The organism is Prevotella sp. HUN102, from assembly GCF_000688375.1.
In the GTDB taxonomy this organism is placed as follows: domain Bacteria; phylum Bacteroidota; class Bacteroidia; order Bacteroidales; family Bacteroidaceae; genus Prevotella.
The window spans coordinates 818,032-833,246 of record NZ_JIAF01000004.1; the positions used below are offsets into that span (position 1 = coordinate 818,032).

Genomic DNA, 15,215 nt, shown 5'->3' on the forward strand with positions numbered 1-15,215 from the left:
CTTTGTTTTGCTTGTGGCGATAGTCGCCCTTACGGTTCCTCCCCAGAGTGAGCGGGGATGGTGGTCCGATAAAACTTATCAGGTGGTTATTGCGCCGGGGTTCCACCTCTTCCCATTCCGAACAGAGAAGTTAAGCCCGGCTGCGCCGATGGTACTGCGATGCAATGTGGGAGAGTAGGTGGCCGCCTTCTTTTACGGAGAGTCCCCTGAACGATATGTTCGGGGGACTCTTTTTTTGTATGTGTGTGTTTGTGTGTGCCAGTGTGGGATTTGTAATGAGTTTGTAAGGAATGTGTCTGTGCGTTTTCTGTGTGGTATAAGCTGGTGCGGGCTTTTGTGTTGATTATAGTGCTTTTGCCGTAACGGAGTTGGTGCACTTGTCGTAACTCCGTTGCGATTGTCGCCGCAACGGAGTTGCTCCATTTGGCGGTTCGCAGTCCTGTTATTTCCTTTCCCATTGCCACCTCTTTGCTTTGGAGGTGGACAAGCGGAGGATGCAGACATCTTTCAAATTCAAGAGTAATGGACATTTGGTAGGCCGAAAAACTTTAGGCGTCTTTTATTTGTTAGTAAAAGTCTATGTTCATTTATGATGCTTTTATTCTGTATGATTTCAATCTCTCTGAGCTACTGATATGCGTGTGTGGTTTTCAGAGGAGTGAGGGCTTTCCGACGTAGGCGAAGGATTTACTTGTTCTTCCTGTAACTCTGTACTGCCCATACGTCAAGTATCATAGCCATTGTGCTGAGCACTGTCAACTCTCGCCATATACTGCCAGCGTTGCCACCCCGTACAAATACTGTTCGAATGGCGTCTATGAAATAGTGCATAGGATTAATTATTGTGGACATCTGTGCCCAGTGAGGCATAGAACGGACCGGAGTGAAAAGGCCACTGAGGAGTATCATACACATTACTAAAAACCACATCACAAATACTGCCTGTTGCAGCGTGTCGCTGTAATTTGAGATGATAAGTCCTAACCCGCTAAAGCACAAAGAGAGCAGTAAAGCATTCAAATAAATCAGCCACAGGCTTCCCTTACAGCTAATGCCGTATAATATCCACGCCAATACAAAGCATAGTGTCATTACTACGATAGCAATCAGCCAGTAGGGGATTAGTTTTGAAAAGATAAATGTCCATTTGCTCACCGGTGTTGCATTGATTTGTTCAATCGTGCCAACTTCTTTTTCACTCACAATGTTGAGAGCCGGCAAGAATCCGCATATAAGCAATAGTAAAATGCCCATTAGGGCTGGAATCATAAACACTTTATAGTTGAGATGCTTGTTGAAAAGATAGAGGGCCTGTACAGGAGAGGTTTGCAATGTGGCTGTCTGTGTCTTGTTCATTGCCACTACCTGTGTAAGGTAATTGGTTCCCATACCACCTTTAATTGGATTCGCAGCATTCGCAGACAATAGTATTTTAGGGGATATTCCTTTCTTTACGTCGCGCTCATAATGTTGTGGAATGTTCATTATTATATCAGCATTGCTGCGCTCCACGTCAGCTATCGCTTCTTTATAGGTGGAGCGTTGTGCATTGAGTACAAAATATTGGCTTGCTGCTACACTTTGTATCAGTTGCCGGCCCAGAGTAGAGCGATCATTGTCGATGACATCTACTCGTATATGCCTTACTTCCATATTCATTACCCACGGCATAACGCACATCATCAAAACAGGATACATTATAATAAAACGGGGCAAAAAGCTATTGCGCCTAATCTGTATAAATTCTTTTTGTATAAGATACTTGATAATCATATATTTTATGCTAAACGTTTTTTAAAAGTAACAATGGCCAAGGTTGAAAATAGCAGCGTCATACCAATTAAAACAGCCAACTCAGGTAATACATACTCTACGCTCACTCCCATAATCATAAGCTTGCGCATAGCGGAAAGGAAATAAGTGATGGGGATTGCGTATGCTGTCCATTGCAGGATAGAGGGCATACTCTCTATCGGAAATATAAAACCCGAAAGCATAATACACGGCATAAGCATCACAACTGCCGATAACAATAACGCCACTATTTGTTTTGAAACCAAATTGCTGATGAGCAATCCCAGAGCCAGAGACATAAAAATATAAATCAATGCTACTGTTACGATCCAGAAAAGTGAGCCGGAGAATGGAACTTTCAAGATGTAGTGCGATACCAATAAAATGATGGTCAGCAGCACATTGCCCAGCAGAAAATAAGGCACAGTCTTGGCAATGATGATACTCAAAGGGTTTACCGGGCTTACCAGCAGAACCTCCATCGTGCCATTCTCTTTCTCTTTTACAATACTGATGCTGGTCATCATCGTGCAGATGATAATGAGTATGATGCCCATTATGCCCGGTACGAAATTGTATGCCGATAGCATTTGTGGATTATAGAGCATACGCAGCGTAACCAAATCATCAGTATGAGTTCTTTGCATTATGATATTTTGCACGTAAGCTACATATTGCTGCGCCATATTAGGATCAGAGCCATCAACTAAAATCTGCATCTTGTCTCCACTTTGTCGGCTATTGCCAAAGTGCGGTGCAAATACTATGGCAATGTCGGCCTGCTGCGCCCTTATTATATCCTTTGCATCGTTTGGAGTAGGTGCTGTGCCCACCACAGTAAAGTATGAAGAGGCATCAATAGCGTCGATGATACGCCGTGTGGAATGATTCATCTGTGAAGTAACTATCACGCATCTCACATCACGAATATCCGTACGTACCGCAAAACCCAACAAAAGTAATTGTACAACAGGCATTCCAAAGAGAATGAGCATTGTACGGCGGTCGCGTACGATATGCCTGCTTTCTTTAATTATAAACGAAATGATACTGTTCATATTATTCTCCTCGTTTGGCGGCACGGGCCAAATATGTAAAAACACCGTCCATATTGGGTTGATGATATTTCTGTTTCAGTTCGGCAGGACTACCGATAGCACTGATTTTACCATCGACCATAATTGATATGCGGTCGCAATATTCAGCCTCGTCCATATAGTGAGTAGTAACAAAGACTGTAATGCCACGCCCGGCAGCCTCATAGATGAGTTGCCAAAACTGCTTGCGCGTAGCCGGGTCTACTCCTCCAGTGGGTTCGTCTAAAAACACAATACCCGGTTTGTGAAATATGCTTACCGAAAATGCCAACTTCTGTTTCCATCCTAATGGCAGTTTTGCCACTATCTCATCACGTTGTTTCTCCATACCGAGTTGCTTCAACAAGTGGGCGGATTGCTCTTTAATGTCGGCAGATGACATACCATAAATACCACCGAATAGTCTGATATTCTCAGCTACTGTAAGGTCTTCGTAGAGCGAGAAACGCTGACTCATATATCCAATGTGGCGTTTGATTTCCTTGTACTGGTTTCTGATATCATATCCCATAACCTTACCTGTGCCGCTTGTGGGTTGGTTCAACCCTGTAAGCATACGCATCGCAGTAGACTTACCTGCACCATTTGCACCAAGAAATCCGAATATTTCGCCTCGGCGAACGGTAAAACTAATATCGTCTACTGCACGGAATGTGCCGAAAGCCTTGACCAAATGTTCCACTTCTATTACATTTTCATTCTGTCTGCTATGAGCATTTGGCGACAAAGGAGCTGGATTTAACACCTTTCGGTATCGGGTCAGAATCTCATAGGGTGTATCTACACAGGCAATCCTTCCCTGTTGCAGAAAAGCCACACGGTCGCAACGCTGTATCTCGTCAAGATACGGCGTTGCTGCCACAATGGTCAGATTGCGCTCACGAAGCATACCGAGCATATCCCACAGATCCTTACGGCTCACGGGATCCACGCCCGTTGTAGGTTCGTCAAGAAATAATATTTCAGGCTGATGTATCAAGGCACAACACAAAGCCAGTTTCTGCTTCATACCTCCCGACAATGCACCGGCCTTACGGTTCTTAAAACGCTCTATTTGCCCGTAAATAGCCTTGACGCTGTCGTACCCTTCGGCTATGGTGGTGCCGAATATACTTGCAAAGAACGAAAGATTCTCTTCGACGGTCAAATCCTGATAGAGTGAGAATCTGCCGGGCATATAGCCCAAGCGTCTGCGCAATGGCTTCATTTGTATGACGGTATCGAATCCTGACACTTTCACACTTCCGTCATCTGGTTTCAGGAGTGTTGCCATAATGCGAAACAGTGAAGTCTTTCCGGCACCGTCCGGACCTATAAGTCCAAACAATTCTCCCCGCTGCACCTCGAAACTAACGTCGTTCAATGCCTCCACCTTCCCATATCGTTTAGATACGTGGCTCACTTCTATGATATTCTCATTCATAGTTTATTTTAATTTCATTTCACCATACATACCCATCTTGATCATTCCGTCGTTTTTCACAGCCACTTTTACGGCATACACCAAGTCTGCACGCTCATCATTGGTAAGCACGGTCTTTGGAGTAAATTCGCTTTTACCGCTGATCCAAGTTATCGTTCCCTCATAATGGCGACGTTCCCCTTGCCCGAAATCGGCCATTACTTTTACCTTTTGTCCTATTCTTACATATTGCAGTTGCAGCGATGTAAGATAAGCACGTAAAAACATAACCTGCAAATCAGCTACTTTGAACAATGGCTTCCCCGGTACTGCATATTCTCCCAGCTCTGCATACTTTTCGAGTATGGTTCCCGTTACAGGCGACAGTATATGGCATTTGCGCAATTCGTTGTGCAAAATACCTGTCTGCGAGTCAGCCTCTCCCTGTTGCGCCTGAATGGTGGAAACCTGAGTGTTGAGCAGAGAGCGTTGTGCCGCCAGTTGTTTGGCAAGCACCTGTACTTGCGTCTGCGCATCTTCCATTTGCTTGCGTGGTGCAGCACCGTCGGCTACGAGTTCTGAATACCGGCGATATTCCTGTTGTGCTTTGGCTAATTGCTCTTCGAGAGCAGCCACTTGCTTGGGAATGTCAGGATTTTGTGCTGCCGCCACACGTTTTCCTGCCATCACCTGTTTCATACGAAGCATAATTTGAGTAGTGTCTATTAGCCCTACTTCGGTATTGCGTTGCACTTGACCGCCTTCTTCCACATTCCATACAATGAGATTACCCGTTTGCTGCGCACATATTGTTGTCTCGACAGCCTCAAAAGTACCTGTGGCGTCAAAATCTTTTTCCTGTTCGTTACAAGCCCATACCGTTAAGGCAATCAGAGCACTTGCTGTCAATCTTATAATCTTCATCATTCTAATTGTTTTGCGTTATTTTTAAGTCATACATAGCTTTAAGCAGTTCTATTTCGTGCAGCGAACGCATCTGACGGGCAGCATTTTCATTGCCAATTACTTTTATCAGGTCGTTCGCCGCAATAATGCCGTGGTTGAGTTTCGACTCCGTAGCCTTGCGGACACTTGTCCGCAAGCGGATAATCTCATTGTCGGTTTCCATAAGTTTACGGTAGCGCACAATATCGTTGTTCTGCTGTATGTTCTGCATAGTATTGTTGAAAAGAAAAGCAGCACGCTGAATCTCTGCTGATTGACGTTGCAGAACTAATTTCGTCTTATCGTTCTTGCGTGTGTATAATGCCCCGATATTCCAAGTAATTCTTGCTCCCACCAATGCGTTGAAGGTCATCTTGCGATCCATCATGTCGTGAAACATATCATAACCGGTATAGCCGTAATAGCCTGAGGCAAATATGCTTAATCGGGGTATAAGCCGTGTGTCGAGCGTTTTCTCCTGTACATCGTAAAGCTCTAATTGTTTGTTGATGAGCGATACTTCCGGTCTTACTCCCCTGTGCTGAATATCAACAGGCTGTGGCTTTGTTACAGACCTTACGGCCTTGCCCGTAAATGCTTCAAGCAATTGCACCAAAGCATTGCGCTGACTTTCCATATCCACTTGCTGCTGCACCACATTAAGCCGTTCGGCACGCACGGTGTTCAGGTCGCTTTCGGCCGCCGTTCCTCCTTTGAACATATTTTCCAATGTTTTCTCATTGCTTAGGAGCACTTGCTGCAAATCCTTATTCAGCATTAGTTTCTGGTCTATGAGCAGTATGCCGAAATATAAGTCATTGACCCTTTGGCGCAAGGCATACAGCGTTACATCGTTCTGTGCTGTTTGCAAATCGCCTTCGCGGCGTGCGGCTTCCTTTTGCAGACGGATGGCACCACCATCGTAGACGGTCTGACTTATTTCAGCCCCCAAGCGGTATTGCAGTTTGCCCAATCCTTGCATACTGCCGTTTTGTCTGCGCAGCACATTGACAAGCGCATCAGGAAAAGCCGATACTCTGTTTTGCAATGTCGCCTGCATTGTGGTGGAAATTTGCGGCAGCCAGCCCTTGTCGATATTATCTATTGCAGCCGTCGTGGTTTGTTCTATCAGCTTGTACTGCTTTATAAGTGGATAATTGTCGCGTGCCGCTTGCTGACATTCGTCAAGCGACTGTGCCATTGCCCATTGTGCTGTAAAGGTCAAGAGCCATATCAATGTTTTCTTCATACGTTTGTTGTTTTGGTGTAAAAATAGTCATTGTATTTTCTTTATGTGTTACCTTTTCAGAAGAAAGAATGTTCTTTTTGTACAAATGTTGCTTTGATATGCCTTTTGAAACGTATAATTTGTTATCTTTGCGTAAAATATCGGTATGGAAATGGCTGCAAAAGAGAGACAAACTGTAACACCCTATGACCTGAAGGAAATAGTCGGCGAACACGCTGACCATACGGTAGAGGCATACTTTCAGACAGACTTTGCCGTGGTGAAGCGTATGAACACCACGCTCTTGCGGCATTTGGTCAATACGCCTATATATTTTAATGAGATAAGGTTGATTGTGGTGAGGAAAGGAACGGCATTGGTGCGTGTCAATCTCTTGCCCTATGAGATAAACTCCGGCGACTTTGTCTTTGTATCGGAAGGTTCCACAGTAGAGATTGCTTCGTTTTCCGACAGTCTGCAAGGAACGGGAATCTTGTTTACCAAGGAGATTCTGCACATAGCTATGAACGGACATCTGCCTGAATCTTTCGATGGCCGTCTGCGCGACTTCAAGATACGGCTTTCTGCTGAAGAGCAAACTCTCGCAGAACAAATCATAGCAATGATTTACGACCAGATTAATCAGCCGGACCATAATCATAAAGTGACGGCATCCTTGTTAGCATCGCTTGCGTGGCATATAGATGGGATACGACACCGCAATGCCGTCAGCCGTCAGGAATCACAAAACCGTAAGCAAAAGCTTTTCATTGATTTTCTGCAACTCGTAGACCGTTATGTTGCTGCCGAACGAAATCTTGATTTCTATGCTCAGCGTCTTTGTCTGTCAGTGCGTTATATGAGTAATATAATAAAGGAGATAAGCGGACAGGGAGCAAAAGAATGGATAGACCGTTCGCTTATCACAGCCATAAAGGTGGATTTGAGATATACTGACAAGCAAATAGCACAAATTTCAGTTGAAAAAGGATTCCCAAATGTCAGTTTCTTTTGCAAGTATTTCAAACGACTCACAGGACAGACACCCACCGAGTACAGAAATATGTAACCCTCCTTATTGCTTTTTCATACGAAATGACTGCACAAAAGAGAGGAAAAAAAAAGATTAATAAAGAATAACTTTGTATCAGACATTTATGTTATAGTATTATGAGAAAGTTTTTAATAGGCATTATCCTTGCTTTTGCTGCTTTGGTAGTGAATGCACAGGAACGTTATTATGGTAATGTGATGACCGATGGAGGGAAACCGATTTCCTTTGCAAATGTGGCATTATTGAGCGAAACGGATTCGGCTTTCATTACGGGTGCTGTTGCGAACGAACAGGGAGAGTTTGAATTAGATGCTCCCGTGAAGGGACTTTTGAAAGTTTCGTATATAGGTTACGAAACAAAGATAGTGAAAGGAGATACAGAAAGAAAACTTACGATAGTTTTATTACCCAATTCCGTGCAGATGGACGAGGTTGTAGTTCAGTCGCTTAAACCCGTAACACGCCTTGAGGGCGATGCACTTGTTACGAACGTAAAGGGCAGCATTCTTGAGAAACTCGGTAGTGCTAAGGATGTATTAGGGAACTTACCGGGTGTTTTGGATAATATGGGTAATATCGAGGTGTTGGGAAAAGGCGCGCCTGTCTATTATCTCAACGGACGACAAGTTTATGATCTGCATATATTGGACCAGTTGAAGTCTGACAAGATAAAGAAAATAGAAGTCGTGATGAATCCCGGCGCACGTTATGATGCTTCTGTAAAAGCTGTTATCCGTATCACTGCCGAACGTGAACAGGGCGAAGGATTTTCTTTTGAGAATAATGCAAAAGTAGGTTATCGTGATTATGTCTATGGTTCTGAGCAGATAAATATGAACTATCGTGTGAACAGACTTGATGTTTTTGCAGATTTAGAATATGCCAACAATCGAAATCGGGGATTAAGTAAAGGGATTCAAACCTCTTGGTTGGCTTCAACATTAAACCAAGAACTGGATATATCGCAACGTGGACGCTCTCGGCTCTATGATGGGAAATTGGGTTTTGCCTACACATTCTCGCCTGAACATTCCTTAGGACTATATTATAAGGTAACTCATACGCCTTCAAAAATGTGGTCTTCTGTTCGTGCCAATTCTTTTGTCAATGATGTGTTGGCCGAAGAAAGTGCAATGGAGCGTTATGATAACGGAAAAACCACCGCCCATCTTGTAGATGCCTACTACTCCGGACAAATGGGGAAATGGTCGCTCAATGCCACTTTCGATGCTCTTTGGAAGAATGGCAGTGCTGTTTCTGTGGCCGAGGAAATGATTGAAAATGGCGTCAGTCGTCGTATTACTACCGATAACAGAGTGGTTTCACGGATGCTTGCGGGCGAACTTCATCTGTCCAGACCGTTATGGAGGGGACAGTTGAACTTTGGAACGGAAGTTTCAAACGGCCGTCGTGAGGAAACGTTTACGGCCTTGGGTGGCAGCATCAATAACGATAATCCATTTGTGAAGGAAAGCAATGCCGGTGTTTATGCTGAAACAATGCAACGGTTAGGTAAGTTTATGATTCAGCTTGGGCTGCGCTATGAACACGTCAGCAGCCAGTATTTCCGTTTCGGCAGAAAGGTAGACGAACAGTCGCGTATATATGATAAACTTTTTCCAACGGCACTTGTAACCGGTAATTTTGGCAAAGTTATGATGCAGTTGAGTTATTCAAAGAAATATTTCCGTCCTTTGTATTCGCAGCTCAGCAGCACCGTCGCCTATGTAAACCGTTATCTTTACGAAAGTGGAAATCCATTGCTCCGTCCTTCCTATATTGACAACTTCTCTGCCATCTTCCGTTATAGCTGGGCAACGCTGATACTCGGCTATTCTTCCACGAAAGACAAGATTATCTCTTCGGCAATGCAATACGAGGGCGACCCTAATGCCACTTTGTTCAAGAAGACGAATTCCACTTACAGGATGGGCGAATTGCAGACTATGCTTCAGCTTTCTCCGCAATTCAAGCGTTATTATCCAACGCTGGTTTTAGGTATTGTTGCACCTTTCAACAAGATAGATTTTCGTGGAGGTGTCAAGCATCTGAATCATCCGATGGGCATAATTCGTGTGAACAACGTATATCAGATTACTCCCTCCTGTATGCTTACAGCCGATTTCAGTTGGCGGGGAAAGGGCAATGGCGAAAATATAATGGTAGGGCAGACGTGGCAGATGAATGCGGGTGCAATGAAGAACTTTGGAAAGCATTGGGAAGTGCGCCTTAACGTGAACGATATTTTCAACAGTGCCCGTAAGTCGTGGTTCGACATATACAGCGAACTCAACACTTCTTACCAAGAGCGTGATGCCAATACGCGGGGCATAGAGTGCTCGGTGCGCTATAAGTTCAATACCACGAAGTCGAAATACAAGGGCAAGGGCGCAGGCAGTCAGGAGAAGACGCGCTTGTAAGTTGCGAGGGAACAAGAGAACAAGGATATTTCTTCTTTCATCCTGTGCGTGCTGTATGCTCGCATTTCAATCTTCGCAAAAACGCATTCCATTCTTCGCACAAATGCCGTGCATTCTTGCGAAGAATGGAATGCGTTTTTCGCACGTTTGGAAACTGGTTTTCAGAAGGCTGATTTTCAGGTACTTGAGAAGTGGGATGAACCCTTGAGTAGTCAGTTCCCGATTCGGAGCTTATGCTTTCTTGTCTTTGACGAATTTCAGTTTCTTGGGGAGCTTTACCCATTTGCCATTGACGGCTATTTTCATTGTGCTGCCTTCCTTTTGGGTCAGCGTGTAGGAGCTGTCTGCCTCGCAGGTAAGGGTGGCCGTGAGGTCTTCGCTGCCGTAATCGTTTGTGATGAGCAGCGAGGCGTTGTTGCTTTCCACTTCTGCTTCGAGGATTATCCATTTGCGCGAATCCCTTTTGGAACCTAAGTAGCCGGGAAGTTCGCCGAATATGTCCTGATTGGGCACGATGATGTTGCTGTCGTAGAAGTTGATGTCGAGCCAGACTTGGTATTCCTCGTTTGCGATTCTGGTCTTGAAGACGGAATCCGTAGCTTCTGATGCCGTGGCGAGCAGTTCTGCCGGTTCGCTGGTTGATGAGGGCTTGAGTTTCGCTTCCTGTGCTTTTGCTGTGCCGCAGAGCAGTAAAAAGGCTAATGCTATCGTAATTTTCTTCATATTCAGTTCTGTTTTTTCGTTACAAAGTTAATGATATTTTTTATACTAAACATTTGATGTATTGAAAATTGTGAGGTTTAATGTTGCACGTTTATTATTTTTATATTACCTTTGCAACGAACGATTAGTTGTATATTAAGGAGAAAAGATGTTTCCGGATTTTATATTTGAGACAAGTTGGGAGGTATGTAATAAGGTAGGTGGTATCTACACAGTACTCTCAACAAGGGCAAAAACGTTGCAGGAGAAAATGCGTGACCGGGTGATTTTTATTGGTCCCGATTGTTGGAATGGAGGCAGCAGCCCGTATTTTACTGAAGACAGGAATCTGTTTCCCGAATGGAAGCAAGTTGCTGAAGATGAAGGATTGAACGTAAAGGTTGGCCGTTGGGATATTCCCGGTCAGCCGATGGCTTTCATTGTAGACTTCAAGCCTTTCGGGAATATCAAGGATGACATTTTCACTCAGCTTTGGAATCAGTATCAGGTGGATAGTCTCCACGCTTATGGCGACTATGAGGAGTCGGCACTTTTTGCTTATGCCACGGCGCGCGTCGTGGAGAGTTTCTACAAATATCATCTTAGTGCAGACAAGAATGTGGTCTTCCACGCCAACGAGTGGCAGACCGGCTTTGCCGTGCTCGTGCTTCAGCAGTTGGTTCCGCAGATAGCTTCGGTCTTTACGACCCACGCCACCTGCATCGGACGCAGTATTGCCGGAAACAACAAACCGCTGTATGAGTATCTATGGGCTTACAACGGCGACCAGATGGCAGGCGAGCTGAATATGCAGAGCAAGCATTCCATTGAGAAGCAGACTGCCCACAACGTGGACTGCTTTACAACGGTGAGTGAAATCACTGCAAAGGAGTGTGCGGAGCTGCTGGATAAGCCGACAGACGTGGTGCTGCCGAATGGTTTTGAAGACGATTTCGTGCCGAAGGGTGCCAAGTTCACGGCAAAGCGAAAGGAAGCGCGCAGGCGTCTGCTCGATGTGGCGAATGCCTTGACGGGTTCTAAGCTCGATGACGACACGCTGATCATTTCAACAAGTGGACGCTATGAGTTCCGAAACAAGGGGCTCGACGTTTTTATCGAAGCTATGAACCGCCTGAACTATGACGACAAATTGCAGAAAAACGTGGTTGCCTTCATTGAAGTTCCGGGCTGGGTGGCTGAACCGAGGAAGGATTTACAGGAACGCCTATCGGGTGAATGGAAGTCCGAAACACCGTTGCACGAACCGATGATTACGCATTGGCTGCATAATATGGAGGAAGACAGGGTGCTCGGTATGGCACATTCCCTGAATATGCGCAATGGCAAGGACGACCGAGTGAAGTTGGTTTTCATTCCCTGTTACCTGAATGGCGACGACGGCATCGTGAATCTGCCTTATTACGACCTCATTCTGGGCAACGACCTCTGCGTCTATCCGTCCTATTATGAGCCTTGGGGCTACACTCCGCTCGAGGCTGTGGCGTTCAAAGTGCCTTGCATCACTACCGATTTGGCAGGTTTCGGACTCTGGGCAAACGAGGTAAAGGGCAGTTACAGCGAGATTGAAGACGGCGTGAAGGTAATCCACCGCACGGACTACAACTATTCCGAAGTGGCAGATGCCATCAGGGACACCGTTGCGAAGTATTCTTCATTCAGCAAGACAAACATCAGCAAGGCACGTTCCAACGCAGAGAAACTTTCAAAGAAAGCACTTTGGAGCGAATTTATCACGTATTACGAAAAGGCTTACGGCATCGCATTTGAGAATATGCAGAAGCGGATGGTGTGAATCTTCGGGATAACGGTGCCACGCAAACAAAATATATTTGACAAAAAATAATATAATCAATAGAGAAAAATATGAAAATTAGATCTGATTATTCCAACGAGCCTCGCTGGAAAGAGGTTAATATTAAGTCAAGTCTTCCAAAGGAGCTTGCTTGTCTCGACGAAATCGCACACAATATGTGGTTTGGCTGGACACACGAAGCACGCGAACTCTTCAAGGGTCTTGACGAAAACCTCTATGATGAAGTGAATCATAACCCGGTGATGCTGCTCGAGCGTTTGAGCTATGACCGTAAAGAGGCTATCGTTAAGGACAAGGCATTGATGAAGCAGGTGAACGACGTCTACAAGATGTTCACAGAATATATGAATGTGAAGCCCGATGCAAAGCGTCCGTCGGTGGCATACTTCTGTATGGAGTTCGGTCTGAACCAGACGCTGAAGATTTATTCAGGCGGTCTCGGTATGCTCGCCGGCGACTACTTGAAAGAAGCGTCCGACTCTAACGTGGATCTCTGCGCCGTGGGTTTCCTTTACCGTTTCGGTTATTTCCGTCAGAGCCTTTCAATGGATGGTCAGCAGATTGCCAAATACGATGCACAGAACTTCAACTCCCTGCCTATCGAGCGTGTTCTCGACGAGAACGGCAATCAGGTAGTGGTGGATGTGCCTTACAACAACTATCAGGTGCACGCGCTGCTTTGGGTGGCGAACGTCGGCCGTATCAAGCTCTACCTGCTCGACACGGACAACGAGATGAACTCTGAGTTCGACCGTCCCATCACGCACGCTCTCTATGGCGGCGACTGGGAGAACCGTCTCAAGCAGGAGATTCTCCTCGGTATCGGTGGTATGCTTGCCTTGCAGAAGCTCGGCATCAAGAAGGACATCTATCATATGAACGAAGGCCACGCAGCTTTCTGCAATCTCCAGCGTCTTTGCGACTACATCGACGAGGGACTGACGTTCAATCAGGCTATGGAACTCGTGCGTGCGTCTTCCATCTACACCGTCCACACGCCTGTTCCGGCAGGACACGACTACTTCGACGAGGAACTCTTCGGCAAGTATATGGGTGCTTATCCTGCCAAGCTGGGCATTTCGTGGGACGAGTTCATCGGTATGGGACGCTCAAATCCCGACGACCACGGCGAACGTTTCTGTATGAGTACCTTCGCCTGCAACACATCGCAGGAAATCAACGGCGTGTCCAGACTTCACGGCTGGGTGAGCCAGAAGATGTTCGCGCCGTTGTGGAAGGGCTATTTCCCGGAAGAGAACAGCGTGGGCTACGTAACAAACGGCGTTCACTTCCCAACGTGGACGGCTACCGAATGGCGTCGCGTCTACGATAAGTACTTCGACAAGAAGTTTATGTCCGACCAGAGCAACGAAGACATCTGGCACGCAATCTACAATGTTTCAGACGAGGAAATCTGGAGCACCCGTATGGCGTTGAAGAACAAGCTCATCAAGTACATCCGCGACAAGTTCACGCAGCAGTGGCTCCGCAATCAGGGCGACCCTGCAAAGGTTGTATCCATCCTCGAGAAGATAAATCCCAATGCCTTGATGATTGGTTTCTGCCGCCGTTTCGCTACTTACAAGCGTGCCCACCTGCTCTTTACAGACCTTGAGCGTCTGGAGAAAATCGTGAACAACCCGGAACGCCCCGTGCTCTTCTTCTTCTCGGGAAAGGCACACCCTGCCGACGGTGCCGGACAAGGCCTGATCAAGCGTATTTTCGACATCTCCCGTATGCCGCAGTTCCTCGGTAAGATTATCTTCCTCGAGGACTACGATATGGAACTTGCACGCCGACTTGTATCGGGTGTGGATATATGGATGAATACGCCGACACGTCCGCTCGAAGCAAGTGGCACGTCTGGCGAAAAGGCCGAAATGAACGGTGTGGTAAACCTTTCCGTTCTCGACGGATGGTGGGTTGAAGGCTATCGTGAAGGCGCGGGATGGGCTCTTCCAGAGAAGCGCACGTATCAGAATCAGGCGCATCAGGACCAGCTCGACGCTGCCACTATCTACAGTCTGCTCGAAAACGACATCACGCCGCTCTACTTCAACAAGACAGAGGGCAAGAGTTACTCGGAAGACTGGGTTAAGATTGTCAAGAATTCAATCGCAACCATCGCGCCTCACTACACGATGAAGCGTCAGTTGGACGACTACTACACCAAGTTCTACGAGAAGCAGGCCGTGCGTTCTGCGAAACTCCACGCCGACAGCAACAAACTCGCCAAGGAGATTGCGCTCTGGAAGGAAACCGTGGCCGAGCGTTGGGACAGCATCAGTGTTGTAAGCTCAAACGTTGAATCTTTGAACGACGTTGTTACGGGCAAGAACACCACGCTCACATACGTTATCGACGAGCAGGGCTTGCAGGATGCGGTAGGCTTGGAACTGGTAGTGCTCAACAACGCCCCGGTGGAGGACATCAACGTGCACGAGGTTCTTCCGTTCAAGCTCGTGAAGACGGAGGGCAACCTCCACACATTCCAACTCGACTTCGAGCCGGCAGAGGCAGGTGCTTACAGATGTGCAGTGCGTATGTATCCAAAGAACGACCTCTTGCCACACCGTCAGGACTTCGCTTACGTGAAGTGGCTCGACTAAAATCAGTCAATTAATAATTCATCATAACGGTTAAGCCTCTCTTGGACGTGAGTTCGAGAGAGGCTTTTTGTGCGTTGGAAAGTGAATAAGTTTACGAGTGGACGAGCTGACAAGTTTACGAGTGGACAAG

The 15,215-nt window shown here is 46.2% G+C and carries 10 protein-coding genes and 1 rRNA gene; 5 read left to right on the top strand and 6 right to left on the bottom strand.

The annotated features are described in order from the left end of the window. Positions 1 to 78: 78 nt before the first annotated feature. Positions 79 to 191: ribosomal RNA gene (gene rrf / locus P150_RS0108335) — 5S ribosomal RNA — on the top strand. 496 nt (positions 192 to 687) lie between these two features. On the opposite strand, the gene P150_RS0108340 is transcribed toward rrf, so the two are convergent. Genes P150_RS0108340 through P150_RS0108360 form a run of 5 tightly spaced genes read right to left on the bottom strand, consistent with a single transcriptional unit; the run spans position 688 to position 6,487 of the window. Then, positions 688 to 1,773 (bottom strand): ABC transporter permease, encoded by a 1,086-nt coding sequence (locus P150_RS0108340; protein WP_028897288.1) that lies wholly within the window; start codon positions 1,771 to 1,773, stop codon positions 688 to 690. A 5-nt stretch (positions 1,774 to 1,778) separates the two neighbouring features. After that, entirely contained in the window at positions 1,779 to 2,852 is a 1,074-nt protein-coding gene (locus P150_RS0108345; RefSeq protein WP_028897289.1) for an ABC transporter permease, read from the bottom strand. 1 nt (position 2,853) lies between these two features. Next, positions 2,854 to 4,314: an ATP-binding cassette domain-containing protein gene (locus tag P150_RS0108350; RefSeq protein ID WP_028897290.1), complete on the bottom strand. Its 1,461-nt coding sequence runs from the start codon at positions 4,312 to 4,314 to the stop codon at positions 2,854 to 2,856. A 3-nt stretch (positions 4,315 to 4,317) separates the two neighbouring features. After that, positions 4,318 to 5,220 carry an HlyD family secretion protein gene (locus tag P150_RS0108355; RefSeq protein WP_028897291.1) on the bottom strand — a complete coding sequence of 301 codons (903 nt, stop codon included), beginning with the start codon at positions 5,218 to 5,220 and terminating at the stop codon, positions 4,318 to 4,320. 1 nt (position 5,221) lies between these two features. Then, positions 5,222 to 6,487 carry a TolC family protein gene (locus tag P150_RS0108360; RefSeq protein WP_028897292.1) on the bottom strand — a complete coding sequence of 422 codons (1,266 nt, stop codon included), beginning with the start codon at positions 6,485 to 6,487 and terminating at the stop codon, positions 5,222 to 5,224. A 151-nt stretch (positions 6,488 to 6,638) separates the two neighbouring features. On the opposite strand from P150_RS0108360, the gene P150_RS0108365 reads away from it, so the two are divergent. Next, complete coding sequence (locus tag P150_RS0108365; protein ID WP_028897293.1) at positions 6,639 to 7,535, top strand: AraC family transcriptional regulator; 897 nt, start codon at positions 6,639 to 6,641, stop codon at positions 7,533 to 7,535. A 101-nt stretch (positions 7,536 to 7,636) separates the two neighbouring features. Beyond that, positions 7,637 to 9,940: an outer membrane beta-barrel protein gene (locus P150_RS0108370; protein WP_028897294.1), complete on the top strand. Its 2,304-nt coding sequence runs from the start codon at positions 7,637 to 7,639 to the stop codon at positions 9,938 to 9,940. 231 nt (positions 9,941 to 10,171) lie between these two features. Here P150_RS0108370 and P150_RS0108375 read toward each other — a convergent pair whose 3' ends face one another. Continuing rightward, positions 10,172 to 10,663: a hypothetical protein gene (locus tag P150_RS0108375; protein ID WP_028897295.1), complete on the bottom strand. Its 492-nt coding sequence runs from the start codon at positions 10,661 to 10,663 to the stop codon at positions 10,172 to 10,174. Positions 10,664 to 10,811: 148 nt separating this feature from the next. Here P150_RS0108375 and P150_RS0108380 point away from each other — a divergent pair, with 148 nt between their 5' ends. Then, complete coding sequence (locus P150_RS0108380; RefSeq protein WP_028897296.1) at positions 10,812 to 12,455, top strand: glycogen/starch synthase; 1,644 nt, start codon at positions 10,812 to 10,814, stop codon at positions 12,453 to 12,455. 71 nt (positions 12,456 to 12,526) lie between these two features. Further along, positions 12,527 to 15,085, top strand: coding sequence for an alpha-glucan family phosphorylase (gene glgP / locus P150_RS0108385; RefSeq protein ID WP_028897297.1), 2,559 nt, complete (start codon positions 12,527 to 12,529; stop codon positions 15,083 to 15,085). The last annotated feature ends 130 nt before the right edge of the window (positions 15,086 to 15,215 follow it).

What these genes read in the sequence shown, in the direction of transcription:
- P150_RS0108360 (WP_028897292.1), bottom strand. Translation starts at nt 6,487, where the DNA reads ATGAAGAAAACATTGATATGGCTCTTGACCTTTACAGCACAATGGGCA.
- P150_RS0108345 (WP_028897289.1), bottom strand. Translation starts at nt 2,852, where the DNA reads ATGAACAGTATCATTTCGTTTATAATTAAAGAAAGCAGGCATATCGTA.
- P150_RS0108375 (WP_028897295.1), bottom strand. Translation starts at nt 10,663, where the DNA reads ATGAAGAAAATTACGATAGCATTAGCCTTTTTACTGCTCTGCGGCACA.
- P150_RS0108380 (WP_028897296.1), top strand. Translation starts at nt 10,812, where the DNA reads ATGTTTCCGGATTTTATATTTGAGACAAGTTGGGAGGTATGTAATAAG.
- glgP (WP_028897297.1), top strand. Translation starts at nt 12,527, where the DNA reads ATGAAAATTAGATCTGATTATTCCAACGAGCCTCGCTGGAAAGAGGTT.
- P150_RS0108355 (WP_028897291.1), bottom strand. Translation starts at nt 5,220, where the DNA reads ATGATGAAGATTATAAGATTGACAGCAAGTGCTCTGATTGCCTTAACG.
- P150_RS0108340 (WP_028897288.1), bottom strand. Translation starts at nt 1,773, where the DNA reads ATGATTATCAAGTATCTTATACAAAAAGAATTTATACAGATTAGGCGC.
- P150_RS0108370 (WP_028897294.1), top strand. Translation starts at nt 7,637, where the DNA reads ATGAGAAAGTTTTTAATAGGCATTATCCTTGCTTTTGCTGCTTTGGTA.
- P150_RS0108365 (WP_028897293.1), top strand. Translation starts at nt 6,639, where the DNA reads ATGGCTGCAAAAGAGAGACAAACTGTAACACCCTATGACCTGAAGGAA.
- P150_RS0108350 (WP_028897290.1), bottom strand. Translation starts at nt 4,314, where the DNA reads ATGAATGAGAATATCATAGAAGTGAGCCACGTATCTAAACGATATGGG.